The sequence below is a fragment of the Fodinibius saliphilus genome (assembly GCF_005869845.1).
In the GTDB taxonomy this organism is placed as follows: Bacteria; Bacteroidota; Rhodothermia; order Balneolales; family Balneolaceae; genus Fodinibius; species Fodinibius saliphilus.
The window spans coordinates 503,059-527,912 of sequence record NZ_VAWF01000003.1; the positions used below are offsets into that span (position 1 = coordinate 503,059).

Here is a 24,854-nt window from a genome sequence, read left to right on the forward strand (position 1 = left end):
ATCCGAGGGCTAAGTATCTTTTTTAAAGCCCACTTAAAGTGGGCTTTGGTTTTTCTTCTTAGCCTGGTGCTTCATCTTCAGGCGGAGAGGGGAACAGCTTTCTATTATCATAATCAATCTCATGCTTATCTAAAAAAGCTGCGAATTCATCTTTATATGTTATTTCTGAATGGTGTTCTTTCTGCCTTTTGATATAATTGATGGTGGTCGGAAGCAGCGATTTGTTAATGCTAAAAGCACCATATCCTTTCTGCCACCGGAACTTTTCTTTATCAAAATGATACTTGTTGAGCCATCTTGAGGAACTACCTTTGATAATTTGAGCTGCTTTACTGACCGGAAATTTAGGTGGCATAGTTAATAAAATATGCAGGTGAGTTTGAGTACCACCAATGGCTAATATTTTTAGTTCCTGATCTTCAGCATGATCTCGGATATAAGATTGGAGTTGATGCTCGAAATCTTGTTTCAGGCTTGGTGCTCGATATTTTGTGCTGAAAACAAGATGAATATAAATTTGTGAATAAGTATTGCTCATATCATACTCTTGATTTGTTGACCTTTAAGAGTATGATCGATTTGAAAAGAAATACTCACAAAAATTTTCTTCATGGAAGAGTCTGCTGCTATTTTATCTAGGGATGAATCCGTAGGCTAAGCATCTTTTTAAAGCCCACTTAAAGTGGGCTTTGGGTTGTCTTCTTAGCCTGATGATTCATCGTCAGGCGGAAAGGTGAATGGCTATATAATTTCGTTGAAATTATTTTCGGCTTATAAAACTCTTAATTTTCATGTCGCCCATTAATGTACGATGTACCGGACACTTTTTTGAGATATCCAGCATACGATCGAGTTGTTTCTCACTGAGGTCGCCCTCGATAATAAGTTCCTTTTCAATAACATCTATCTTACTATTAGGGTCATCACAGTTTTCACAGTCCTCATTGTGCCGTTTATTGTGGCGAAGTTCCATATACATATCATCAACTTTCCAACCCTTTCTGTTGGCATACATTTTTACCGTCATAACGGTGCAGGTTCCCAGAGACATCAGTAAATAATCATATGGGTCAGGCCCCTTGTCCTTTCCGCCTTCAACAGAGGTAGGTTCATCGCCCAAAAGCTCGTGACTGCCGGCAGTTAAGGTAGTAGTAAACTCTTCATCTTTGGGTAAGTGTGCATGCACAATTTTTTTCTTGTTGGAATCAGTTGCCATAGTGTAATTGGGTTAGGTGAAGATTAATGTATGTAATCTGCCATAACGTAATGATATGTTGGCTGGGTTTCATTGGTTATTCAAACTGGGATAACATAATCATTATTGAGAGTTAAAAGTTAGGCTACGGTCAGTTAATATATGATTCCTTTCTTAAAGAAAAACTGCTATCAATTATGACTAACAAACGTACTGTAGATATTGTAGTGCTTTCAGACTTACACCTGGGTACCGTAGGATGTCATGCCATAGAATTAACCCAATATTTAAATTCCATTGAACCTCAAACTTTGGTACTTAACGGAGACATATTTGATATCTGGAATTTTAAAAAGTATTACTGGCCGGAATCACATATGCAGGTGGTAAAATGTTTTTTGAGCCTGATGGCTAATGGTACCGATATCTATTACTTAACGGGTAATCACGACGAAGTTATTCGCAAAATTACAAGTCTGCAGTTAGGTCCCCTGTTTGTTAAAGATAAGCTAGTACTGGATCTAAATGGTGAAAAGTGCTGGATTTTTCATGGTGATATTTTTGATATCACCATGAAGCAGACCCGATGGATTGCTAAAATCGGGGGCAAGGGATATGATATGCTTATCCTGTTAAACAGGGCGGTAAATTGGCTGCTTAAAAAGATGGGTAGAAATAAGATTTCTCTCTCCAAAAAGATCAAAGACAGTGTGAAAAAAGCGGTACGGTTTATAGATGATTTTGAAGTTTCCGCGATGGATTTGGCCATACAAAATGGATACGATTACGTGATATGCGGACATATTCACCAACCTAAAATAAGAGGATATGAAAATGAAGAGGGGTCGGTTATTTATATGAATTCCGGGGATTGGATCGAGAACCTGACCGCTCTCGAATATAATGGCAAAGGGTGGGAGATGTATAGGTATGCCGAAGATGACTTTATTGATAAAGAGCAGTCGGTAAGCATTCCGGTACGACAACGCTTTAAAGAGGTAGAGCTGATAGGATGAATATACTCTATGGCATTCAGGGTACGGGGCACGGACATATCAGCAGGGCGCGGGAGGTTCTCCCCGAACTGCAAAAGCATGCAGTGGTGGATGTAATGGTCAGCGGACATAACAATCAGTTGTCTATAAAAGAGGATATTAAATATCAGAAGTATGGGATAAGTCTTTCGTATGATAATAACGGGGGAATTGCGGTATTGGATACTCTTCGTGATTTTCGGCCGATCCGGTTTCTTAGTGATGTACAGTCAGTATTTGTCACGGATTATGATTTAGTAATAAGTGATTATGAACCGGTATCGGCTTGGGCGGCCAAGTTGGAAGATGTACCTTCAATTGGCTTGAGTCATCAAGCTTCTTTTCTATCTGCTTTAACGCCGCGGCCTCCCCAAAAATCATTGGTTGCAGAAGTACTATTCAAGCATTTTTCTCCAGTAGATTACCCTATAGGATTTCATTTTCTGCAATATGATCACTTTATAGAGCCTCCAATTATTCGTTCAGCTATTCGGGAGGTCGAACAGTGTGCCGGGAATCATGTGACGGTGTATCTTCCCGCGTATCATCACAAAGTATTGCAAGAGATATTTGCTCCTTTTACCATGGTTGATTGGCATATTTTTTCACCCTATTGCGAACAGTACCATCGGAAAGGTAGTACTGAGGTTCATCCCATTAGCCATCAACAATTTCTAGATAGTTTTGCCTCTTGCAGGGGCGTTATCTGTAATGCAGGATTTGAAACCTGTTCTGAAGCAATGTACCTGGGAAAAAAACTATTGGCTGTGCCTATCCGAAATCAGTATGAGCAAGAATGCAATGTTGCTGCCTTGAAAAGTATAGGAGTTGAAACTGTTGAAACATTAAATAACTGCGAAAAAGAGCTAAAGCAATGGTTGGACCAAAAAAAACTATTAAGATTGGATGCTATCGCTGATCCTAAAATGATAGTTGAAGAGATTATAAAACAAGCTGATGCCCTTACGACTAAACAATCCCAAAATCGTAGTCGATCTGGGCTAAGACTCTTCTAAGGCTGACCCAAACCCATATCGTTCTTTTAGGATATTGTGGTGGTGTTGTTCATGACCAGCTATGATATAGACAAGAGCTCGTACTGATACGGTAACTCCGTTTGCAGTTCCTTTTCGAAGCGTTTGTTCTTTATCAAAACTGTTGAAAAGACTGATATTAGCATTCCGAAGCGCATCATATTCAGTAGATAAACTTTGAATGCTTCGACTGTCAAAGTTGGCATTCTTAACGTATTCGTCTTGGTCATAGCCGGGAAGAGATTGTTCTTCACCCCGGCTAATGCTAAGCGCCCGGTACGCCATAATACGTTCGGTATCGATAAGATGACCAATGACTTCTTTCACACTCCATTTGCCTTCTTCATAACAATAGCCAGCCTCTTCCGGAGCTAGCTGTTGTATAAAAGCATAGGTTTTTTGTCCTTGATTAATGAGCGCTTGTAGTACATTTGATTCGGTAACCCGTTCTATATATCGTTGATAGAATTCTCCATATTCATTGGGTGCTGGAGTATTTTCTTCCCATGTGAAAAGGGCCATAGAGGGTGTGACATTTTAGGTTTAAGTTTGCTAAAAATTAGTAGTTTGAGCGTTCAGATAAAAATATCATGAAATAAAAAAGGCCGGATTACTCCGGCCCCAAAAGAAAATGAATAGATTTTACTGATTGACCGTGTGACTTTCATAAGTCACATCAGAAGCAGTTTTTCCACTTTGCTTAGTTACCTGCTTGTGGGGATATGCCACCCCGTCTACTATTTTCCAGTTGGAATTTTGGGTTTCTACGTTCACCTGTTTACCAGCTCGGGGATTAAATTGCTTATACCGAATAATATCGGGATAGTAATCTTTAGGATCGATCAGTAAAACTACATTTGAACCATCTACGGATACATTGATTTTGTTGTATGAGATGCCCTCTATTTCTTCCGTTTCTATAAACTGAGGGTCTACCTCTCTCGCATTCATGGCAATAGATAGGAAGCTCCTGTTGAGCGTGCTTTTGAAATTTTTTGCGGATTGTGGGGGAAGCGACCGCTCACGACCGCCCATTGTCATGGTCCCAGAGCCATCTTTGTAGTCGAACTTAATCTTACCCATGGGACCTTCAATTGTTTGTTTAATAGCGTCGGGGAAGTTGATAGTAAGCTGGGTAGGCAGCTTTTGTCCTCGCATGGTTACCTCACCGGTAAGAGTAAGGGTGTTGAGTTTGGTATCGGTTTTGATAACTGCATTTGCCATTTTGTTGAGCAGCTGTTTTCCTTTTTGAGCGTCCCCATCTACTACTTTTTGTTCGCTACCCGGTTCTGGAATAGAAATATCAATTTTATTGACATCACCATATTTTTGTAGCTGGTTACCGATCTCATCCTTATTACCCACAACAAGGATTTCTAGTTTTTCAGGATTAAGATACTCTTGGGCTACTTGTTGTACATCTTCGATAGTTGTGTTTTTAACACCTTCAATGTACTGCTCAAAAGCATTTTCAGCCAGTCCTCGGTATTCGTAGGACATCTGCTTGCGCAGTACTTCCTCGTAGCTGTCATACTCAAATACCGAAGAATTTAAGATTTGGTCCTTAGTATCTTGCAGTTCTTGTTGGGTAATAGGTTCCTCTTGTAAACGTTCAATCTGTTTTATGATAGCATCAATAGCCTCTGAGGTAGTTGAGCTTTTTGTTTGAACGCCGGCAAAGAATACTCCCGGATAAAAACTATTCATTCCATATTGGCCAAATACAGCATAAGCAAGTCCCAGTTCAGTGCGTACTTTCTGCATCAAACGCCCTGAAAATCCGCCACTTAAAACACGGTTCATCACCTGTATTTTCGGATAGTCTGGATTGTCCCGTAGTCCACCTAAATGGCCCATTAAGACGAAACTCTGATTTACGTCAGATTTGTTAATGAAATTGATAGAACTTTTGGCTTCATAGTTTACCTCAGGGAAAGTAAGCTCATTCTCATTGCCGGCAGGTATTTCGCGAAATGCATTACGTAGCTTTTGCTTCATTTCAGAGGCGTCAAAGTCACCCACAACGCCAACCATCATATTTTCAGCCACGAAATTGCTTTTGTGAAACTTTACTATGTCTTCACGACTGATATTATTGATAGTAGCATACTCATTATTTCGGCCATATACAGAGTTTTTGCCATAGATAAGTCGTTTAAATTCGCGGGATGCAATTTGCCGTGAATTATCATTACGACGTGATATTCCAGACTTTTGTTGCTTTTTAGTGAGTTCAATTTTGTCTTTAGGAAACGCAGGATTTGTTAACACTTCAATAAAGACCGGAAGTAACATTTCAAAGTCTTTTTTGAGTACATCCATACTGGCACTGCCAGATGAAAACCCCATACCAGTTTCAATGCTGGCAGCTTTGTTTTCAAGCAATGCGTTTAGAGAGTCAGCAGGGATATTATTAGTTCCCCCGGATCGTATTACAGAACCGGTAACTGATGCAAGTCCTGCTTTTTTATTAGGAACCTGCACGCCCCCCGTTTTAATTCTCGCATTAACATTTATAAGTGGGAGTTCATTATCCTGCACCAAAAAGAATTTAATGCCGTTATCAGTAGTAAAGGTTTCTACTTGAGGCTTCTCAAAATTACCTAACTCAGGGAATTCAAGCTTTTCGTGAGCACTGAGCTCTTGAGAAGCAGAAATATCACTTGACGGTGTTTCAGCAGTTTGTTGGGAGCCGGTGCAAGAAGTAATAAATGCAACCAGCAACATTAATATACTTAGTTTCTTCATAGTAATAGAATACTTTGTGTTCATAAGTTGTTGGAGTTGTGAATTACTTACTGGCATCAGCCACTTCTTTTTCCTTTTCAGATTTAGTAACGATGGCTCCAACAGTACGGTTGTCTTTCGTTAAATACTCTTTAGCTACCCGTTGAATATCGTCTACTGTTACATTCTGAAGCTTTTCTAGATCAGTGAATACTTTACGCCAATCGCCTCTCAATGATTCTGCGGAAGCTAAAGAGGAAGCAAGGCCAGAGTTTGAGTCAAGACTGCGAATTAAATTAGCTCGGGCATTGGTACGGGCCCGATCCAGTGCTTCTTGTGAGACTTCTCCCTGTTTGACTTTCTCAATCTCATCGAGAATAGTTGTTTCCATAGTATCTACTCCAACACCTTGATTGGGGATGGCCAAAGTGGCAAAAAGCGTTTCATATTTTGCACCCGGATATCCATTGAAAGCACTAATCTGGAGGGCCGTTTTTTCTTCAACCACCATTCTTTTATATAGTTTTGAAGTACGTCCACCTGATAATATGCTTCCTAAGAGTTGTAAGGCCTGGAAGTCAGGATGCTCTTGGGAAACAGTGTGGTATCCCATAATAAAGAACGGCTGTGACTGGCCTTTGATAGTGAAACGACGTTCTCCTCGTTGTTCGGGTTCTTTAGTATAAACTGGTGGTGGTTCGGGACCCGATTTCATATCACCAAAGTATTCTTTTGCAAGCTTTTTTGCTTCTTCTGCTTTTACATCGCCTGCTATGGCAAAAGTGATATTGTTAGGAACATAATAAGTGTTATAAAACTCTTGGGCATCTTCCATGGTGGTTGCTGTGATATCGGAGTTCCAACCCACGGTTGGACGACCATAAGGATGAGCAGTAAATGCTACAGCAGCAAACTCTTCAAACAATTTACCAATGGGCTGAGATTCAGTGCGCATCCGGCGCTCCTCACGTACAACCTCTTTTTCCTTATAGAACTCTCTAAACACCGGGTTTTTAAAACGGTCTGATTCTAGACTGAACCACAATTCCATACGATTTTCAGGAAGGCTGTAAAAATAATTAGTACGATCTTGGCTGGTAGTGGCATTCATTCCCGTACCGCCGTTGCGATCTACGATCTGTGAAAATTCGTTATTGACCACGTATTCACCGGCCTTTTCCTGCAGCTGCTTAAACTTGTCCCAAAGCTTGTTCATTTTGACCGTATCGGCTTTAGGTTGATACTTTTCAGCCAGCCATTCTTGATAGGTATTGTCAAGCTTTTTCAGCACTTTCTTTTCAGCTTTCCAATTGTTAGTGCCCACGGTGTGAGTACCTTTAAAAGCCATATGTTCGAAAATATGGGCCATACCGGTATGGCCGACGGGCTCGTTGGCTCCGCCTACATTAACGTAGGTGGCAAAACTAACCACGGGAGCTACCGGGCGTTCAATGATGATAAATGTTAGGCCGTTATCGAGGGTAAATTCTGTTACTTTATTTTCAAATTTGTCTAACGATTGTGCATTTGCTGGTTGTATTGAAAAACCGACGAAAAGCACGAGCATTGAGAGCACTGGTAAAATACGTCGTAGCATCTTTGATCCTTAGTTTTAGTTTATAGGTTGTGTGGATGAAATGTTATTGAATGTATATAAGTATGTAAAGAGAGATGGTCTATATTACTTATTTATAATGTTAGTGGTATAACGTTTGCTGATAACTACTTATCTCGGTAGAGTGCAATTCAGTATGATTTGATCTTTGATTAAGAAAGCAATTTTGGAATAGGGTAAACAAGAGAGGTCAAGACCAAAAAGAGAGGGCAGTGTTACAAGAATTAAACGATCTTAATATTGCTTTTTTTAATGCATTCAATGATTGGGCGTTCGCTGATTGTTTAGAAAACTTGCTAATAGCATCAAAAGGGTGGCGCTGTAACGGTAGCTCGTAGCATTATTCCCCTTTTAAGCTACTGAAGATTGATAATATAACCTATAATTATGGCATTACTTTTCTAAATATTATAGGGAGAAGTCCTAAAATTATAACAAAACATTAAAAATACCTGCAATTGAATTATGAAAAGCATGTATCAGATAGGTAGTTTTAAAAACTACCCTAAAAGAATTCTCTTATTGGAAGTTTGAGCGTCGTGGGCGAAAGATCAATAGAATTCTCAAAACTCTTAGTTGAATTTTTAAAATTGTGTATGGTTAACTAAACGTTAACCAGCAAGTAAATAAGCTGTTAGAATACTTTAGTTTTGAACAGCTTTTTTAAACCCTTTAATGATTATAAGAATTGGAATAACAGTGCCGAAGAAAAGGGGGAGGGTCTCTGTTATTGTAGTATCCGGATTATTGATATGTATGATACTTAATAGTCCAACCATAACACCTAGCAACAGAACGCCCAATAGTATAGTTGCTGTGGATTCTTTATTGAACAAAAGTTGGCCTATTTGAATAAAAAAATTGTTATCAGTGGACATAACGTTGGGTTCCATGTTAGTTTTTTACCGGCACTGGCTGATGCTCCTTCTTCCACTATGTTGGCTGTAGCACCAGAGGTGTCGTTGTTGTTAAATAAAATATTGGGTCTGGGATACACCAGACCCAATATGAATTATTCATCACTTGTAACTGCTTTTACACCATAATAAACGCCAACACCAATTGCGACGCCAACGACAAAAGCTCCGGCTACCATAGCTCCGCCTGCTGCTACTGCTGCAGCCCCGGAAAGTGTTACAGGTTCACCACCATTGGTATTCTTGATTTCGTGATTATTTAATTCGGTAAGACCAAATTCATCAATATTATTAAAAGTGGAGTGTTTTTTTGCTGTTGCTTTCATGGTAAAATAAATTTATAAATTATGAATAGATTATTTTTTGCTATCCGTTTTGATAGCAGTAATAACACCTAAAACCATTCCTGCAACCAACGCGAGGTAACAGGCAAGCACTATGGCATGAGCCGTAGACTCTGTGAATTCCATATGTAAGGTGTTAAGAATGAATGAAGATATGTGTTTATTTATCAGATGCGGCTGCTGCTGCGACTCCTGCTGCAACGCCGGCTGCTGTTGCTGCGCCTACTGCAGCAGCTACTGTAGTGGCTGAATAGGTTACTCCTAGAATAGTTAGAGCGATGAAACCACCATCGACTTCTGTTAATGATTCATCATCTAATTCTACGAGTTCCATGTGATCTAAATTATCCATGATTATTTTATTTAGTTATTGGTATGTTTTGATCTAAATATTAGATCCATGTGAAATAAATAGTGGCCGACTGAACAAATAAATACAGTGACATATTTTTTTGGTAGAACCACCGCTGATTTTGCGTTGCTTTTTATTCGAGAGTTCTTCAAACCCTACAATAATTTTTCCTTTCTCTTCATAAACATAGCTTTGTCGGTATTGATCATAGCTGATGGGACAGTCAAACTCTTCTTTCAATTCGCGAAGGAATTTATAAAGCCAGCGTTCCGAAATATCTAACTTATTCGCAAGTTCTTCTGGTGGACCGGTACTCTTTCTTCGAATCATAGCATCAAGACGTCGAATACGGGTCAAGTAGGTGCGAAGTGACATATTGAATAGGTTTTAGTTGACGGTTTGATCTAATTGTGATAAAGGTTTTCCGTTTAAAATGGGAAACTGTTTTTGCCAGAGTTTGTAATAGGCTTCCTCCTGCTCCATAAGTTCTTGATGGGTACCTTGCTCCACAATTTGCCCTTCATCCAAGACACATATTTTATCTGCCTGAAAGACGGTACTCAAGCGATGTGCAATAAGAATGATAGTTTTATCCTGTTCGGTTAAAAGTTCTATCGTTCGTTGAACATGCTGTTCAGAGGAGGAGTCCAGAGAGGAGGTAGCTTCATCCATGATTAAAACTTCAGGTTCTTGATAAAGGGCTCTTGCTATGGCAATGCGCTGCTTTTGTCCGCCAGATAGACTGGCTCCATTTTCTCCAAGATATGTTTCAAAGCCGTTGGGGAGATCTTCAATGAATTGCATTATTTTTAGCTGTTTACAAATCTCGATGATTTTCTCCATATCGGGGTTAAACTTTCCCACTGCAATATTGTCAATAACGTTTCCGGCAAAGAGGTCAATATCTTGGGGAACTACAGATATGTTATCTCGGAGACTCTCATTTGTTATATAGTCTAGGTTTATATCTCCAATCATTACCTTTCCATCATCCAAAGGGTACAGTTTTTGGAGAATATTAATAATGGTTGTTTTACCGGATCCGCTTTCTCCGACAAAGGCCGTAATTTTTCCTTTGGGAATAGTAAGATTTAGATCTTCAAATACAGTAACTCGAGAACCATACCGGAAATGAACCTCCTCGAATATGATATCACCGGTGGATTCAGGATTTAATTCCATTTGTTGGCCTTCCTCTTCTTTTTCCAAATCCATAATTTCGAAAAGGCGGTCAGCGGCAATTAAGGCATCCTGTATGGTTTTGTTCATGCCGATAAGTTTTTCTGCAGGTCCTGTAAAGTATCCGATTACAGCATAGAAAGACATAAGCTCTCCGGTGGTAATAGTGTTATCCATTACATAATAGGCACCCAACCAGAGTAGGATGATTGTAAATGTTCTTGAAGTGAAGGTAGAGGCATTACCTGCAAAAACCGAGTTTAAACCGGACTGGTAAATCGATTTCAATAATTTAACAAATCGCCCTTCTGTTTTGATGTTTGCATAGTCTTCAAGTCCAAACTGTTTAATAGTAGAAACGGAGTTCAACGATTCTACCAGCTGAGATTCCAGATCAGCTGCATTTTCCATCACCTCGCGTTGCGTTTTCTTATTAATTTTATTGGTAATGAAGTAAACAAGTACATAAACGGGGATGATTGCGAGCATTACCAGACCCAGTTTCCAGAAGTAAGTAAACATAAGGCCGAAAGAGAAGAGTACTACAAATATATTTACAGCCAGGTTAATGGAAACATCATTGATGAATGTCCGAATTTTTACGGCATCATTGATTCTGGATATGATTTCACCAACACGCATGGAGTCAAAAAAGCGTTGTGGAAGTTTGAGTAGATGTTTATAGTATCCTAAAATAAGCCGTGCATCAATGAGCTGACCGGTTTTGAGAGTGAAAACGGTTTTGGTAGCACCGATAAAGATTTGTAATAATAGTAACACCACCATCCCTATACCCAGTAGGTTGAGCAAGTTTTCATTCCCATCGGGGATAACATGGTCAAGGATAAGTTGTACAAAGATGGCCGTGGATAAACCAATGATAGTAAATAATGCCGCACCAAATAGGGCTTGTCCCAGTACCTTTTTATGGGGCTTCAGTAAAAACCAAAGTCGGCTAAGTATAGATACTTTCTCATCACCCGTTTGAAAGTCATCATCAGGCATCAGTAAAACCAAAACGCCGGTCCACTGTTCCTTAAACTCTTCATGAGGTATTTCATGAAGTTTTCCATCTTGTGGGTCCATAACCACAATATGGGTATCGTTTGCCTCATAAATAACCACATAATGGTGGAGAACTTCCTTTACGACTACGTGAGCAATGGTAGGGGTAGGAATTTTAAAGAGGCTGTCAAACTCTCCTTTTACTCCCTTGGCCGAGAAGCCAAGTTCTTCAGCAGCTTCTATCATGCCTAATACATTTGTCCCTTTTTTGTCAGTAGAGGCATACTGACGAATTCGTGCAATAGGTAACTTTAGATCATAGTGTGCTGCAACTGATGCTAAACAAGCTGCTCCACAATCAGTTATATCGTGTTGTTTGATGCCAACCTTGCGTTCTTTAAGCCACATATATCGTAAATCTGTTTGTTTTTATTACTCGTATTACCGACTTCTGAATAGAAGAAAAATAAAAGAGAATATTATCGGAGGGCTACTTCTTTATCTTTTGAATTTTGACCATCCCATTTAGGATTTAGCCAGTCATCTACATTATCATACAGTAATTGAAATAGACTGCGTTCCGTGATAGTAAAGCGCGCCTGGATGGTCATCCCTTTTTTTAACCTGCCACGGTATCCATTTTTTAATTTCATATATGATTGGTTCAGGCTACTTTTTACAATAAATACTGGCTGTTTATTAATAACAGTAACATCATTTGAAATTTCTGTTACTGTTCCTTTAAGCATTCCCCACTGATTATAATCAAAGGCAGATACTTGAAATCGAGCCTCCATTCCTTCTTTTATCAGTCCAATATTTTTTGGTGATACATAGCATTCCGCAATAAGGCCAGTGTTTGGAGAAATTTCTGCTAGTGGTTGATTGGGCGTAATGAAACTACCTTCATAAATTCCTTGCATGTTTTGGATAGTTCCTGAAATTGGGGCCCTGATAATATGTTGCTCTTGTTCCCTTTTAAGCTGTTCTCTTTTTGTCTTGAGCTGATCTAATTCTTCTTGATACGCTATTTGATCAGCCTGCCATGTGTTTATTTGCCGGTCAAGGAGCAGTTGTAATTTGTTTTGAGCGGCTTCTAATGCATATGCTGTTTCTTCATATTTTGCTTTACTAAGCATGTCGCGCTTGAACAGTTTTTGATTTCGTCCATGTCTTTTTTTGATTTTATTTACTTTTTGCAGATGCCCCCTGATTTCTTGTTTGATCTGTAAAAGAGAATGGTTGTATTTAGGGGTCTCCAGTTCCATGTTGCGTTGAATGGTGGCGGAATCAATTTGCCCTAATTTTGATAAATCCCTGAGATAACGAGTTACTTGTTTTTGTCGCTTTGAGTTAAAACGTAACTTTTCTTTCAGCAAAGGAGCAGCAACAATTGCTACCTGCTCACCTTTTTTGATGGATATATTTTCTTTAATGTTTAGTTTATCAACTTTTCCTGAAACTAATGACGTTAATTTGTTGCGTTCGGTAGTAGGTTGAATAACTCCACGACTTTTGACACTTACATCCACATAAATAAAGGGTAATGCCAGAAGAGAACTAATAACAAATAAAACAGCAGTAATATAGATTAACTTTGTTTTTACTGAATGTTTCTGAAAGTTCGATTCGGCAGAATTTTCTATAATTTCCTTCGGGAATAGTTTTTTGTCCATATTGATGCAACAATTTTGGATGGAGAGAATTAAAAGGCGAAGGGAATTCCCTTCGCCTTTTGCGAATAAATAGTAATCAACTAGTTATTGTCTTTTAACAAATCTCTAAACGGATCTGGTATGCAACCGCCATCATCAGGATCATTGGGGTCATCCCATACACCTGTATCTGTACTGCCACCTTCAAAACTTTTACTTTCTTGAGGTGTTAATTCGGTTAGGTTTAGATTTTCTAACTTTTTGCAATCATGCATAAAGACCTCTTGTTATGTTATGTATATTTATGATGAGTAGTTTCTTACGAAACGTTTGCAAGCAATATTAAAGGAGGGGAAAAGTAAATAGCTACCTTTAGTCATTTTTTCTAATGCTGTTGATTAGATTGCTGTTTTCATTTATAGCAAGAAGTGTTTGAATTTCTTTTCTCTGTTCAATGCAAAATTTATTGAGAGTAAATGTCCCCGTAGATCTAATTTTTTTTAGAATATTTTTCCGATGATTATTGACGGTATGGTGACTTCGTGACCAACTCTTTGCTATTTGCTTTGTTTTTTTTCCTTTTGATATTTCAAGCATTGTTTGAAGTTCAGTTTTAGTTAAATGTGCCTCAAGGTCGTTTTCTAGGATATTTGTTTGTTGTGTTTTTTGTTCCTGATTCAGAAAAGTCATAATTCTATCACTAACCAAAGACTGTTCTTTGCCTATTTCTTGGATTGCTCCAAGTAAGTATTCAACTTGGTCTTGTGGATGTACAAAGTTTATGTGGGTACACCCAAACTGAAAGAACCAAAATAAGTGGTTTAGCCTACCTAAGAGGGTGATAGAATGGTTAGATTTGCAAAGTTTTTCTACATGCTTTGTCTTTAAAAAGAATAAACACCTTGTGTCTATTAATAAACGTTGCTTTACATATGGTGGGGATGGGGATATGACTGTTTTTATTGATTCTCTGGAATGATGGATTACGGTATAATTTTTTTCAGTTAATAACTTAGATAATGCTTTTGCTTCTATATTACTGGGATGTAAAAGGTGTATAGTCATTTCTGAATGTACCATTTCAACTCTGATATTAGCCAACATATTATTTTGAAAGAGAGCTGTACTAAAAAACAAGAGTAGGCCTAAACTCAGATGTTACAATTTATCTATTAAAATAAATTAACCCTTTTGTTGTGGTACGAATTGATTTAGTGTAAGGAAGGACCCATATATTTTCTCCCTGGTTGAGGTTTAATTGCCTAGCCCCATTTCAGTAAATTGTATTTAAGTAGTTTTTGCAGAAGAGATGAGAGATACAAGGAGCAAATTATTTTAGTAAGGGTGAAGAGGACAAGCAGTGGCTACTGCTGAACAGAATTAATTTCATATTCTAAATCGAATGAAATTTGAAGGAGGGGAGATAAATCAAAAGTAGATATAGCAATTCGAAATTAATTTAGAATTGCTGATTTGGTATACAAATGGAATTTAAAATAAAAGACGTGATATTATGTTCATACCGATTTTGGAAATAAAAAGAGGCTTTATTTTCAGTAATAAATATTAAGCGGTGTAGTATTTAGCTTTCCCCGTCTTTCAGGTAATCCTGAGTGATTTTCCGGGTTTGCTCAGCTCCCATATACTTTTCCAGATCATACAGGGTAATCCGCTTTTCACCGTCATGAAAGGAATATGTCAAATGACCACTTTCAATTTCACGTTCTACCTCACTGGTCTTCATATCTAACATATCACCAACTTCTTCCAGAGAGAACATCGATCGCATAATACTATCTATAATTTATTTAGCTTGGTTGATCAATTGGCTCTAAAATAGAAAAAATCAACTTTTTTACTAGTCGAATATAAACTATTAACAAAACAGTAATAAATATAAGGGTATAAACGCTTTAAGTCAGATTTAAAACTTCTTGATGGCGAAAACAGGAAGTAATATGATCATTAACCATACCTGTAGCTTGCATATGAGCATATATTATAGTGCTGCCAATAAATTTAAAGCCTCGTTTCTTCATATCTTTGCTTAATTTGTTCGATGTTGGAGTATTGGCAGGAACCTCCTCTAAAGACTTCCATTCGTTTTGAATGGGTTCTCCATCAACAAAATCCCATATATAGTTACAGAAGCTTCCGAACGTTTCCTGAATCTCATTAAAACATTGAGCATTATTTACAGCTGACCTTATTTTATTTTCATTTCTGATTATTTCAGGATTTTTGAGTAGTTCTTGCACCTTTTTTTCATCAAATCGCGCTACTTTTTGTACATCAAAATTGGCAAAGGCGTTTCGGTATCCAGTCCGCTTTTTAAGAATAGTACTCCAGCTTAATCCCGCTTGGGCACTTTCGAGCATGATAAATTCAAATTGGGTGGTATCATCCCATACAGGTACACCCCATTCTTCATCATGATAAGTAACATATTGTTCAAAAGTACCTTCGCACCAGTCGCATCTAGTAGGCATAATTGGATTTTTTAAATTAAAACAGCATAATTGAAATTATTTATAGTCTAAAATATCAAATTGATGCACTGGGAAAAATTAATTGAAACGTTTGGAGAGAAAACTGGAATTAGTAAACAGTTAGCCGGACAGGTTGAACTGTTGACTCATTTCCTGGAAGAGATTGTGGGTGACAAAGAGGAGGATGAGTTCTTAGAGATGTTAACGACCTTTCCAGAGTTAGCTGCACAGGCTTTTGATGAGGGAAACACAGAAGTATTAAGTAAACTGCAAAAGGAAATTGAAGCGCTATCTATAGACCAGATTGCTAAATTCTTACGGTACTATACCATCTTCTTTCACCTGATGAATTCGCAGGAACAGCGGGAGATTACACGTATTAATCGGGAACGTGCCATCCATAATGACCCTGAGTCGCCGCGCAACGAAAGTATTACAGAAGCTATTTATTATCTCAAGGAACAGGGATATAGTGCTGATGAAGCGGCTGGTGTTGTTGCTAAGCTCGATATTCAGCCAACAATAACGGCACATCCTACTGAAGCTCGCAGGCATAGTGTGCTTATAAAGCAGCAACGTATTACAGAAATGATTGAGCAGCTGCGTCAAGAGGATTTGACCCCTCATGAACGTAAAGAGATGGAAATGGATATTTTTAATGAAATCCATTTGTTAATGGCAACTGATGAAGTGCGAACTGGGAAGGTTACGGTTGAGGATGAGGTTGAAAATGGGATGTTTTATTTCCGTAATGCAATATGGGAGACCATTCCTGTACTTTATGAAGACCTTCGTCATGCCTTTGAGATGTATTATGAAAAAGTGCCAGACTTTGATACCATCCTGCGTTATCGATCTTGGATTGGCAGCGACCGTGATGGTAATCCAAATGTTACACCGGATGTTACCTGGCAGACCATTTTGGAACAGCGCCAAAATGTGTTGGATCTTTATCTTAATGAACTGAATGAATTACGTCGCTATTTAAGCATTTCACAGAATAAGTATACCATTACTAATGAATTGAAGGATTCGCTGGAGAAGGAACAGCAGCAATATCCCTTATCTGAACGCTATCAGCGACTGTACGATAAGGAGCCGTATCGCCGTAAGGTTACTCATATGATGCATAAACTGGAGCATCAAATACAAGCAGCTGATTCCGAAAATGCTGCAGGTATTCTAAAGGAGGGGCAAAAATATAGGGCAGAAGACTTTATTACTGATTTAGAAATGATTCGCCAAAGCCTGACGAACTCCGGATTAGAAAGTGTGGCAAAACAGGGAAAGCTCAATCACTTGTTACTGCGGGCTAAAACGTTCGGCTTTCATATGGCGGCCTTGGATATTCGTCAACACAGTGCCAAACATGAGAATGCCGTAGCAGAGTTACTTAATGTTGGGAAGGTTACCGAGCATTACAAACAACTTTCTGAAGATAGAAAGGTAACTTTGCTTACTGAAGAGTTGAAAAACCCGCGTCCTCTTTCACCTGTGCATGCGCAGCTTACGGATGATACTGCCAAAATGCTGGAGGTATTTGAGATTATAGGAAGAATGCTACAGTTAGATAGTCAATGCATTGGTAATTATATCATCAGCATGACGCACGGGGTAAGTGATATGCTGGAGGTCTTTATATTGGCTAAAGAGGTAGGGCTTTGGAGCTATAATGCTGCTTCTGTCGAAAGCAAAATTGATGTAGTACCTCTTTTTGAGACAATAGAAGATCTGGAAGAGTGTGGCAGGTTAATGACCGAAATATTTGAAAGTCCACTTTATCAACAACAGCTTGCAGCACGTAATAACCTCCAAGAAATTATGCTTGGATATTCCGACAGTAATAAAGATGGAGGGTATTGGATGGCAAATTGGGCCCTTGAAAAAGCACAACGAAGCTTAGGTAAAGTGTGCAGAGAATATGAGGTTGATTTTCGATTATTCCATGGACGAGGGGGAACCGTAGGACGTGGCGGAGGCCGGTCTAATCAGGCGATACTTGCATTACCGCCAATCAGTAATAATGGACGTATTCGTTTTACCGAACAGGGAGAGGTGATCTCATTCCGATATTCACTGGCTCCCATCACACGACGGCATCTTGAACAGATTGTCAATGCCATGATTAGGGTTACTGTTTCAGAGCAGGATTCATATCTGGATCAGGATCAATTTAATGAGACTATGGAGCAGTTAGCAACGAGATCTATGCTACGGTATCGTAATCTCATTGATGACAAGGATTTTTGGGATTGGTATACTGCCAAAACGCCTATTGAACACATAAGTAGATTGCCTATTGCCTCTCGCCCGGTATCTCGGGGCAGTGCCAAGGCCGCTGACTTTGAAAACCTTCGTGCCATTCCCTGGGTGTTTGCATGGACGCAGGTGCGTTATAATGTGCCCGGTTGGTTTGGGATCGGCAAAGTGCTGCACACCTTGATTGGACAAGTAGATAAGTTGGAGAAGCTACAAAGATGGTATAAGGAGGAGATCTTTTTTAAAACCGTGCTCGACAATGCCCAGCGAGAAATGGCCCGTACGCATATTCCCACAGCTAATATTTATGAGGACATCGATGATGGTAGTTTCCATCGTCGTATTACCGAAGATTTTGAAAAGGCTGCAACGGCTATTACCCAAATAACAGGGCAAACCCGTATTTTGGATAATAGTCCGGTAATTAAGAAATCGATTCGTTTCCGAAATCCGTTTACATATCCTCTGAATATGATGCAAACTGAGCTGCTGCAACGATGGAAAACAAAGCAGGTAGAGAAAGAGGATGACCTGCGCAATGCACTATTCTTAAGTATTAACGGTGTAGCTGCTGCCATGCAAAGCACAGGGTAGCAAAAGGGAGTTTAGAATGGAGGATTATGAATGAAGTTTGGTACGTTTAATTCCTAATTTTTAATTAACTCTTTCATTTGGCGGCGAAATTTAGGAGCTCCACCGTTGGCAGGGTGTCGTACCGGTGTATAAGAATCAATGCCAAAAGCGTCGAGACTTTGCTCACACTTTCTGCCGACTGCAATAAGTTGTCCATCGGGAAAAATATCCAGAAAAGCTCGTAGCGATGGGTATCCTTTCTCAAGTTCATTGTCGGTAGGAGTGCGGTTGCTAAGTAGACCATCATCTTCATCATACGGATGCCACGGCAGGGCGTTCCAAAGCACTGTTTCATAGGGATCAATACCAAGCTGGTAGATCGCTTTCCACATGATAGTAGCAGTAGGCTCCGACATCCCTTTTTCCTTGATTTCTGGCTTGCTGGTACGTTGTGGGGTAATGGCGGTAAAGGCCCCATCTGCCGGAATACCGTGCACAGGTTTATGATGTCCCAAGAGAATACGTTCAGAAGTCATTGCTATGCCCGTAAAATGACCTCCTTGATACCCCAGTGCTTCAGCAATGAAAAGATACTTTGCGGTATCAATTCGTTCTTTGAGATAGGTCTGAAGTTGTTTTCGGCGAATCTCAGGCCCCTGTTCATTGAGGTCATGCTGTGGATCTTTTTGGTACCAGGGATTAAAAAAAGCACCGTTCGGTGTATCGGAAAGGAGGTCAAAGAGGGTATCAATACTGTTCATAAATAGTGTGCAAGTTACAAACTGTTATATATAGTGAAGTTCCTAAAATTGGTTATGCTGAAGTTTATTTCAGCATTTTATACAAAGCAAATGTTACTGTTGTCTTGGGATTAACATCAGCTCAGTTTGTCGCCCGTCAATATACCGTACAGAACTCCCATTATAAAAGGCATCTTCTTCCAGCATTATCCGAATGCTTTTGTCCCATTCCGGGATATCCACGGTAGCATTAAGTTCAATAGAATACGCAGTATTTGGGTAGAGTGGATAGTCTCCTTTTCCTGCTACGCCCTCCTGTTGATCCCAAAGACCGATGGTAGGTCCGGCCCCGTGGCCATGATATCCTATAGGGTGTGTATAGATACTGGGTGTGATTCCTTGTTCCTTAGCTTGTTTTCTGGATATGGCTAATATTTCATTTCCAGTTCTTCCGCTTTTGAAGTTGCCGGTAAGAATGTTCTGCAGCTTGTTCCCTTCAGCTAAGGCCTCTTTTAATCCTTGCGGAGCTTCTGTTTCACCTGCTTTAAGTACGTAAGCATGTTGTTGGGTATCGGTATTAAGCCCTAGATAGGTGATTCCAAAATCAACATGCAGCAGATCGCCTTGACGAATGATATTTGCATCAGGACGTTTAGAAAAATTAGCTAAAAAACTGTTATCCGGATCTGCTGCTCGTTGAACCGACACACTTGGGTGGAACCATGCAGTTAAGTTAAGATCTCTGATACGTTCCCGGTACCACCACTCTAAATCTTTGGTTGTTGTAATGCCCGGTTGTATTGCTTTCTCTGAAAATCCCTCTTTTATAATGTCGTGAGCAATATGACAAATCATAGGGTACACCTGCATTTCGGCTTTGGTACGAGTTTCAAGCCAGCCAATAGCGAGATTTTCACCGGAGACAATGCGGTTTTGGTACTTCTCAGGTAAGGAATTTGTTAAGGCCTCGTACTCTGAATGACTTATACCATCAGCCAAAGCAAAGGTCGAGGAATAGTTAAGGGCAATCTTTTGGGGATCACGTTCTTTTATAATATCAGCCAGTCGTTGCCACTGGTTCGGCTGCTTGGACTTATCCCAGGCGGTTTTAAAAAACTCACCGATATCATAGCGAGCGACTGCTAAACGTTTAACTGTTTCCCCATTATCCCAGAAAATCAGGATAGTACGTCGCCGTGCCGATTGCCAAGTCGCCGGTAACATGGTTTTTACAACTGGATCTTCATTATACTCACGGGCATCAATGATCCACATATCAATATTTTCGCGATGCATCAGCTTCGGAACCACATTATTAAGGCGGTATTCAAGCCAGTTATTTTGAACTTCGGCTCGCTCTTGCATAGATAATATACCCGGCGGGCTTGATTGTTGAGCCAAAGAGGTATTCAAAAAAAAGAAGATGGCAATAATTCCTAGCAGGCTGCACCAGCGCGAAGAGGCATTCATAGACATTATATTTTAATGAGATGTTAATAAAGAATATTTAAGAAGCAGAAAGCGTAGCAGTTTTTCAACTTACTCCTGTTTAAGCATTTAGGTATTCCATATATTATTTTTAATGAGGTTTTCTATCAAAAACCCCGTATTTTATATGGTCGTTTTAATAAATGAATAGATATGACAACCAAGACTGCATTGAATATTACAAAAACATCAAACAGCCGTTTAACTGAGGTTAATCTGGATGATCCCGGCTTTGGCCGCGTTTTTTCTGATCATATGCTTGAGGTTGAATATTCCGACGGTTATTGGAAAGAGGCAGAAATAAAGCCTTTCGGCAATATTGAAGTAACTCCGGCACTTAATACTTTGCATTATGCACAGTCGGTGTTTGAAGGAATGAAAGCTTACTATATTGATCAAGAGACTATAAACCTTTTTCGTCCGGAACAAAACTATGAGCGAATGGTTCGTTCTTGTGAGCGGATGTGCATTCCGGTTCTTGATAGAGAGACCTTCATGGAAGGTCTTACAGAGCTTATTAAGCTTGATCACAAATGGGTTCCGAAGAAAGATGGTAATACCCTGTATATTCGTCCCTTGGCATGTGCCTTTGATCCGGTAATTTCAGCAAGTATTGCAGAAAGTTATCGATTTTTTATTATGACTTCTCCCGTTGGGGCTTATTATAATAAAGCTGTTCGCTTGACCTCTTCCCAAAATTTTGTACGTGCTGCCAAAGGGGGCGTTGGTTTTGCCAAAGCATCAGGTAATTATGCCGCTAGTTTCTATCCAGCTAAAAAAGCACAGGAAAATGGTTTTGATCAGGTGCTGTGGCTCGATGCTAAAGAGCATAAGTATGTCGAAGAAGTAGGTACCATGAATATCTTTTTCGTTATTGATGGGGTGTTAGTAACACCAGAATTAAATGGTACTATTTTACCGGGTATTACCCGGGACTCCATTTTACAACTTGCCGACTATTGGGATATGCCGTTTGAGGAACGTCGTATAACTATAGATGAAGTTATGGAAGCAGGTAGAGACGGAGTGTTAGATGAGGTTTTTGGTGCAGGTACTGCGGCAGTGATCTCTCCGGTCAAGGAAGTGCACCACGATGGAGAATCAGTGACTTTTGATACCGAGGAACGCGGAGCTGTAGGAAAAAAACTGTATGATACCCTTACGGGAATCCAACAAGGTAAGATAGATGATCCCTTTGATTGGGCTCAACCGATAAAGGTTTGATATCTATGTGACAGAAGAATACTGAGTATGTAGAAGTACTTAGTGCTCTTCTACTTTTAATATCCTTTCTGGCGATCTACTTCATAGTTAAGCTCCATTCCGGAGAGTGCTCTTTTATAATTCTCCACGATTTGGTCTGCTACTTCTGATGGTTGGGTGATACTTGCAATATGGGGGGTGATCATGATATTTGAGCGATTCCAGAAAGCATGTCTATCAGGTAGGGGTTCTTCAGAGAATACATCCAGCCACGCTCCTTTTATTATATCTGTATCCAAGGCATAAATGAGATCTTCGTCCACAAGGTGTTCACCCCGGGCCACATTTATAATCCAGGAAGGAGATTGTAACTGCTTTAAAGTTTCCAGGTCCAGTATTCCATTTGTTTCATCTGTTAATGGCAGAAGGCAAACCAGTATTTGTGTTTTCTGAAGGAAGGCCGAGAATTCATCTCGGCCGGCAAAGGTGGAAATGTTTTCAATAGTTTTTGGAGATCGGGACCAGCCGTTAACTTGGTATCCCAGCTCTGAAAGTTGTTGGGCCACCGGTTTCCCTAATTTGCCTAAGCCCATAATACCGATGGCTAAGTCTGATGCTAAGGGATGGGTATGTGCTTGCCATTGCTGCTGGTCTTTTTGCCGGATGTAGTGGACGAAGTTACGTTGAATACTAATAACAGTACCCAAGACATACTCTTTCATCTGTTGTATAAGAGATGAAGATACTACCCGGCAAATGTTAACATCTGCCGGTAAAAAATCATCTTCCAGCAAATGATCGACGCCAGCTCCAAGAGAGGAAACGGCTTTCAAGTTAGGGTAATTGTCTAATACATGTTTGGGCTGATTCCAGCAGACTGCAAACTGTACTCGTTTAGGGTTATCTATTTGAGGCCATATTTCAACGTCCAGGTTTGGGTCTACCTTATGAATAGCATCTTTCCAGGCAGAGAGACTTCTATCAGGAGCAACGAATATAAGTGACATTTAAATGATATTAGTTGAATTTTATTTGGATGATAAGTTATAAAAAATAGTATTTGTTTTTAGAGCATATTTGGAATGAAAAGGAAAGTATCTGTTTTATATAATGCAGAGAATAGTAATCCTCATTTAATTAGTAGTTTTATTTCTGATGGGATCACAAATGATCATCTCTTGTGAACATGCCGGTAATGAAGTGCCTGGGGAATATGGCCATCTTTTTGAACATGACACAGAACCGTTACATACACACCGCGGTATCGATATCGGTGCATTGAAACTTACCAATACCATCGCGGAAGAGATGGAGCAAGAACCATTTTTGCATACCGTAACACGATTATTAGTCGATTTAAACCGATCAGTACAGAGCCCCACTTTGTTTTCGGAGTTTACGAAGGAGCAGCCGTTAAGTGTTAAAGAAGATATCTTTGAGAAGTACTATCGGCCTCATCGTCAAAAGGTGAAGAAGAGAGTTCAGCAAGTTATTGATGAGGGAAAACGAGCTATCCATGTTGGGGTTCATACTTTCACCCCGGTCTGGGAAGGAGAGGAGCGCGATGTAGATGTCGGCTTTCTATTTGATCCGGTACGAAAAAATGGAAAACAGTTTTGTGAAATATGGCGAAAGGAATTAGACCAGCGCCATGAAGGGCTCCGGCTTCGAATGAACCAGCCATATAAAGGAACGATGGATGGTTTTATTACTAAATTACGAAGAAATTATCCTGAAGAGGAATATATTGGTGTTGAAGTTGAGGTAAATCAACGGTTTGCTCATTCTACTGGGAGTGACGTTTGGAGCAGAATTCGAGAGCAGATAGCCATATCATTAAAATCTGCTTTTAAAAATTTTGAGAAGTAAAAAAATGATTGTTCATTAGACTTTCTGAGTGCATGACCTTTTACTCAAATTGCTTTGGCTAAAAAGATTCAACTATACATTATAAACGTAAATGAACGGCAGTAATAATCAAACTGGGATCAGTTATAAAAGGGATGCTCTTTTTTTATCACTCGCAGGAATATTCCTTACTTCATTGGTACTGGGAAATGTAATAGGGACCACAAAGTTTGTAACTATTTTTTCAGTGGCACTTCCTGCGTGGTTGTTAGATATTGTACCACCCCTTATAAGGGATAATGATATTTATACAATGAGTGTGCCTGTGGGCGTAATCGCGTATCCCTTTACTTTTTTGGCAACGGATCTCATTTCTGAATTATATGGAAGAAAAAAAGCCCAGCTGGTTGTATGGGTTGGCTTCTGGATGAATGTATTAATGCTCTTTTTGATGTCAGTTAATCACTGGTTGCCAAATACAGGAGGAGTGAGCGGAGGTCTTCAGCTTTTTGAAGGGGTCTACGAATTTATGATAGGAAACACTATAGCCAGTATGATTGCTTATTTGGTTGCGCAAACTGTTGATGTTAGACTATTTCACTTTTGGAAAGATTTTACCAACGGTAAACATTTGTGGCTTCGGAATAATGCTTCAACTACAATTAGTCAATTAGTTGATTCTACTGCAATTTTAACCATTTTATTTTTAGCCGGAAATTTGGGTAGAGAAGTAGACACTATAGGGAAATTAGTGATCTTAATTTTTAATTCATATGTCTTCAAATTTCTTTTCGCACTGATCGATACGCCACTTTGTTATTTGGGGGTCAAACTCTTCCGGGATTTTGAAGAAGACCCCAGTGATTACAGCTTATATGAGGGGGGCTAATTCCATAATATGCCCTTTATATAATGGCAGTAGGGATTACCTATTTTTCCTAAAAAAAACTTAAATATTTATTGACACGAACCCCCTAATTGTCGTACCTTAAGATTCCAATTTAGAAACGGGGTCGAGCCCAACAGCAACAATTGCTCAACCCCGTTTTTTTGGCTCTAAAAAAGAGCTAAAATTAAATTTGGAAGTGTCCGGCAGAGTGTTTATCTTTGCATCGCTTCGGAACTGGGAGGCACTGAGTGCTGAAACAGGGCCGAGCGCCGCCACGGAAGCAGTTAGGCGGGACAGACATTGTTCAT

24 protein-coding genes are annotated in these 24,854 nt (G+C 39.5%); 6 read left to right on the plus strand and 18 right to left on the minus strand.

Going from position 1 to position 24,854, the window contains the following annotated elements:
• Positions 1–58: 58 nt before the first annotated feature.
• Positions 59–538, minus strand: coding sequence for an IS200/IS605 family transposase (gene tnpA, locus FCN14_RS12790; RefSeq protein ID WP_138431661.1), 480 nt, complete (start codon positions 536–538; stop codon positions 59–61).
• A 222-nt stretch (positions 539–760) separates the two neighbouring features.
• The gene (locus tag FCN14_RS12795; RefSeq protein WP_138431662.1) at positions 761–1,216 is read right to left on the minus strand and encodes an OsmC family protein; all 456 of its coding nucleotides are present in this window, start codon (positions 1,214–1,216) and stop codon (positions 761–763) included.
• Between the two features lie 176 nt (positions 1,217–1,392).
• Here FCN14_RS12795 and FCN14_RS12800 point away from each other — a divergent pair, with 176 nt between their 5' ends.
• Both FCN14_RS12800 and FCN14_RS12805 read left to right on the plus strand, forming a co-directional pair.
• Positions 1,393–2,211 carry a UDP-2,3-diacylglucosamine diphosphatase gene (locus tag FCN14_RS12800; RefSeq protein WP_138431663.1) on the plus strand — a complete coding sequence of 273 codons (819 nt, stop codon included), beginning with the start codon at positions 1,393–1,395 and terminating at the stop codon, positions 2,209–2,211.
• Entirely contained in the window at positions 2,208–3,245 is a 1,038-nt protein-coding gene (locus FCN14_RS12805) for a glycosyltransferase family protein (RefSeq protein ID WP_138431664.1), read from the plus strand. Before FCN14_RS12800 ends, FCN14_RS12805 begins: the two co-directional genes overlap by 4 nt.
• On the opposite strand, the gene FCN14_RS12810 is transcribed toward FCN14_RS12805, so the two are convergent.
• From FCN14_RS12810 to FCN14_RS12855, 13 genes are all read right to left on the minus strand, one after another.
• Positions 3,231–3,785, minus strand: a complete 555-nt coding sequence (locus FCN14_RS12810; protein ID WP_138431665.1) for a DinB family protein — start codon at positions 3,783–3,785, stop codon at positions 3,231–3,233. The genes FCN14_RS12805 and FCN14_RS12810 overlap by 15 nt on opposite strands.
• Positions 3,786–3,905: 120 nt before the next feature.
• Positions 3,906–6,011: a M16 family metallopeptidase gene (locus tag FCN14_RS12815; protein ID WP_171032920.1), complete on the minus strand. Its 2,106-nt coding sequence runs from the start codon at positions 6,009–6,011 to the stop codon at positions 3,906–3,908.
• Between the two features lie 43 nt (positions 6,012–6,054).
• Positions 6,055–7,587 carry a M16 family metallopeptidase gene (locus FCN14_RS12820; RefSeq protein WP_212747644.1) on the minus strand — a complete coding sequence of 511 codons (1,533 nt, stop codon included), beginning with the start codon at positions 7,585–7,587 and terminating at the stop codon, positions 6,055–6,057.
• A gap of 662 nt (positions 7,588–8,249) precedes the next feature.
• On the minus strand, positions 8,250–8,483 hold the full coding sequence (locus FCN14_RS15795) for a hypothetical protein (protein ID WP_171032921.1): 234 nt from the start codon (positions 8,481–8,483) through the stop codon (positions 8,250–8,252).
• Between the two features lie 134 nt (positions 8,484–8,617).
• Positions 8,618–8,848, minus strand: a complete 231-nt coding sequence (locus FCN14_RS12825; protein ID WP_138431667.1) for a hypothetical protein — start codon at positions 8,846–8,848, stop codon at positions 8,618–8,620.
• 178 nt (positions 8,849–9,026) lie between these two features.
• Complete coding sequence (locus FCN14_RS15800) at positions 9,027–9,200, minus strand: hypothetical protein (RefSeq protein ID WP_171032922.1); 174 nt, start codon at positions 9,198–9,200, stop codon at positions 9,027–9,029.
• Positions 9,201–9,251: 51 nt separating this feature from the next.
• Positions 9,252–9,593, minus strand: a complete 342-nt coding sequence (locus FCN14_RS15910) for a hypothetical protein (RefSeq protein WP_212747645.1) — start codon at positions 9,591–9,593, stop codon at positions 9,252–9,254.
• A gap of 12 nt (positions 9,594–9,605) precedes the next feature.
• Positions 9,606–11,810, minus strand: a complete 2,205-nt coding sequence (locus FCN14_RS12835) for a peptidase domain-containing ABC transporter (protein WP_138431668.1) — start codon at positions 11,808–11,810, stop codon at positions 9,606–9,608.
• A gap of 71 nt (positions 11,811–11,881) precedes the next feature.
• Positions 11,882–13,078 carry an HlyD family secretion protein gene (locus FCN14_RS12840; protein ID WP_138431669.1) on the minus strand — a complete coding sequence of 399 codons (1,197 nt, stop codon included), beginning with the start codon at positions 13,076–13,078 and terminating at the stop codon, positions 11,882–11,884.
• 80 nt (positions 13,079–13,158) lie between these two features.
• On the minus strand, positions 13,159–13,332 hold the full coding sequence (locus tag FCN14_RS15805; protein WP_171032923.1) for a hypothetical protein: 174 nt from the start codon (positions 13,330–13,332) through the stop codon (positions 13,159–13,161).
• Positions 13,333–13,429: 97 nt separating this feature from the next.
• Entirely contained in the window at positions 13,430–14,137 is a 708-nt protein-coding gene (locus tag FCN14_RS12845) for a helix-turn-helix transcriptional regulator (RefSeq protein WP_171032924.1), read from the minus strand.
• Positions 14,138–14,639: 502 nt separating this feature from the next.
• Positions 14,640–14,846 carry a MerR family transcriptional regulator gene (locus FCN14_RS12850; RefSeq protein ID WP_138431671.1) on the minus strand — a complete coding sequence of 69 codons (207 nt, stop codon included), beginning with the start codon at positions 14,844–14,846 and terminating at the stop codon, positions 14,640–14,642.
• A gap of 124 nt (positions 14,847–14,970) precedes the next feature.
• Positions 14,971–15,546, minus strand: a complete 576-nt coding sequence (locus tag FCN14_RS12855) for a DNA-3-methyladenine glycosylase I (RefSeq protein ID WP_138431672.1) — start codon at positions 15,544–15,546, stop codon at positions 14,971–14,973.
• A gap of 63 nt (positions 15,547–15,609) precedes the next feature.
• Between FCN14_RS12855 and ppc the strand changes: the two genes are divergently transcribed.
• On the plus strand, positions 15,610–18,399 hold the full coding sequence (gene ppc / locus FCN14_RS12860; RefSeq protein WP_138431673.1) for a phosphoenolpyruvate carboxylase: 2,790 nt from the start codon (positions 15,610–15,612) through the stop codon (positions 18,397–18,399).
• Between the two features lie 53 nt (positions 18,400–18,452).
• Here the strand turns inward: ppc and FCN14_RS12865 are convergent, their stop codons facing one another.
• Together FCN14_RS12865 and FCN14_RS12870 are read right to left on the minus strand one after the other, a co-directional pair.
• Positions 18,453–19,139: a uracil-DNA glycosylase gene (locus FCN14_RS12865; RefSeq protein ID WP_138431674.1), complete on the minus strand. Its 687-nt coding sequence runs from the start codon at positions 19,137–19,139 to the stop codon at positions 18,453–18,455.
• A 93-nt stretch (positions 19,140–19,232) separates the two neighbouring features.
• The gene (locus tag FCN14_RS12870; RefSeq protein ID WP_138431675.1) at positions 19,233–20,588 is read right to left on the minus strand and encodes a M24 family metallopeptidase; all 1,356 of its coding nucleotides are present in this window, start codon (positions 20,586–20,588) and stop codon (positions 19,233–19,235) included.
• Between the two features lie 171 nt (positions 20,589–20,759).
• Here FCN14_RS12870 and FCN14_RS12875 point away from each other — a divergent pair, with 171 nt between their 5' ends.
• Positions 20,760–21,830 (plus strand): branched-chain amino acid aminotransferase, encoded by a 1,071-nt coding sequence (locus FCN14_RS12875; protein ID WP_138431676.1) that lies wholly within the window; start codon positions 20,760–20,762, stop codon positions 21,828–21,830.
• A gap of 56 nt (positions 21,831–21,886) precedes the next feature.
• On the opposite strand, the gene FCN14_RS12880 is transcribed toward FCN14_RS12875, so the two are convergent.
• On the minus strand, positions 21,887–22,816 hold the full coding sequence (locus FCN14_RS12880) for a 2-hydroxyacid dehydrogenase (RefSeq protein WP_138431677.1): 930 nt from the start codon (positions 22,814–22,816) through the stop codon (positions 21,887–21,889).
• Positions 22,817–22,964: 148 nt separating this feature from the next.
• On the opposite strand from FCN14_RS12880, the gene FCN14_RS12885 reads away from it, so the two are divergent.
• Both FCN14_RS12885 and FCN14_RS12890 read left to right on the plus strand, forming a co-directional pair.
• Positions 22,965–23,678 carry an N-formylglutamate amidohydrolase gene (locus FCN14_RS12885; RefSeq protein WP_138431678.1) on the plus strand — a complete coding sequence of 238 codons (714 nt, stop codon included), beginning with the start codon at positions 22,965–22,967 and terminating at the stop codon, positions 23,676–23,678.
• Between the two features lie 91 nt (positions 23,679–23,769).
• Entirely contained in the window at positions 23,770–24,546 is a 777-nt protein-coding gene (locus FCN14_RS12890; RefSeq protein WP_138431679.1) for a queuosine precursor transporter, read from the plus strand.
• Positions 24,547–24,854 lie beyond the last annotated feature (308 nt).

What these genes read in the sequence shown, in the direction of transcription:
- FCN14_RS15795 (WP_171032921.1), bottom strand. Translation starts at nt 8,483, where the DNA reads ATGTCCACTGATAACAATTTTTTTATTCAAATAGGCCAACTTTTGTTC.
- FCN14_RS12800 (WP_138431663.1), top strand. Translation starts at nt 1,393, where the DNA reads ATGACTAACAAACGTACTGTAGATATTGTAGTGCTTTCAGACTTACAC.
- FCN14_RS15805 (WP_171032923.1), bottom strand. Translation starts at nt 13,332, where the DNA reads ATGCATGATTGCAAAAAGTTAGAAAATCTAAACCTAACCGAATTAACA.
- FCN14_RS15910 (WP_212747645.1), bottom strand. Translation starts at nt 9,593, where the DNA reads ATGTCACTTCGCACCTACTTGACCCGTATTCGACGTCTTGATGCTATG.
- FCN14_RS12855 (WP_138431672.1), bottom strand. Translation starts at nt 15,546, where the DNA reads ATGCCTACTAGATGCGACTGGTGCGAAGGTACTTTTGAACAATATGTT.
- FCN14_RS12870 (WP_138431675.1), bottom strand. Translation starts at nt 20,588, where the DNA reads ATGAATGCCTCTTCGCGCTGGTGCAGCCTGCTAGGAATTATTGCCATC.
- ppc (WP_138431673.1), top strand. Translation starts at nt 15,610, where the DNA reads ATGCACTGGGAAAAATTAATTGAAACGTTTGGAGAGAAAACTGGAATT.
- FCN14_RS12805 (WP_138431664.1), top strand. Translation starts at nt 2,208, where the DNA reads ATGAATATACTCTATGGCATTCAGGGTACGGGGCACGGACATATCAGC.
- FCN14_RS12885 (WP_138431678.1), top strand. Translation starts at nt 22,965, where the DNA reads ATGGGATCACAAATGATCATCTCTTGTGAACATGCCGGTAATGAAGTG.
- FCN14_RS15800 (WP_171032922.1), bottom strand. Translation starts at nt 9,200, where the DNA reads ATGGAACTCGTAGAATTAGATGATGAATCATTAACAGAAGTCGATGGT.
- FCN14_RS12840 (WP_138431669.1), bottom strand. Translation starts at nt 13,078, where the DNA reads ATGGACAAAAAACTATTCCCGAAGGAAATTATAGAAAATTCTGCCGAA.
- FCN14_RS12835 (WP_138431668.1), bottom strand. Translation starts at nt 11,810, where the DNA reads ATGTGGCTTAAAGAACGCAAGGTTGGCATCAAACAACACGATATAACT.
- FCN14_RS12815 (WP_171032920.1), bottom strand. Translation starts at nt 6,011, where the DNA reads ATGAAGAAACTAAGTATATTAATGTTGCTGGTTGCATTTATTACTTCT.
- FCN14_RS12865 (WP_138431674.1), bottom strand. Translation starts at nt 19,139, where the DNA reads ATGAACAGTATTGATACCCTCTTTGACCTCCTTTCCGATACACCGAAC.
- FCN14_RS12890 (WP_138431679.1), top strand. Translation starts at nt 23,770, where the DNA reads ATGAACGGCAGTAATAATCAAACTGGGATCAGTTATAAAAGGGATGCT.
- FCN14_RS12825 (WP_138431667.1), bottom strand. Translation starts at nt 8,848, where the DNA reads ATGAAAGCAACAGCAAAAAAACACTCCACTTTTAATAATATTGATGAA.
- FCN14_RS12810 (WP_138431665.1), bottom strand. Translation starts at nt 3,785, where the DNA reads ATGGCCCTTTTCACATGGGAAGAAAATACTCCAGCACCCAATGAATAT.
- FCN14_RS12880 (WP_138431677.1), bottom strand. Translation starts at nt 22,816, where the DNA reads ATGTCACTTATATTCGTTGCTCCTGATAGAAGTCTCTCTGCCTGGAAA.
- FCN14_RS12875 (WP_138431676.1), top strand. Translation starts at nt 20,760, where the DNA reads ATGACAACCAAGACTGCATTGAATATTACAAAAACATCAAACAGCCGT.
- tnpA (WP_138431661.1), bottom strand. Translation starts at nt 538, where the DNA reads ATGAGCAATACTTATTCACAAATTTATATTCATCTTGTTTTCAGCACA.
- FCN14_RS12845 (WP_171032924.1), bottom strand. Translation starts at nt 14,137, where the DNA reads ATGGTACATTCAGAAATGACTATACACCTTTTACATCCCAGTAATATA.
- FCN14_RS12820 (WP_212747644.1), bottom strand. Translation starts at nt 7,587, where the DNA reads ATGCTACGACGTATTTTACCAGTGCTCTCAATGCTCGTGCTTTTCGTC.
- FCN14_RS12795 (WP_138431662.1), bottom strand. Translation starts at nt 1,216, where the DNA reads ATGGCAACTGATTCCAACAAGAAAAAAATTGTGCATGCACACTTACCC.
- FCN14_RS12850 (WP_138431671.1), bottom strand. Translation starts at nt 14,846, where the DNA reads ATGCGATCGATGTTCTCTCTGGAAGAAGTTGGTGATATGTTAGATATG.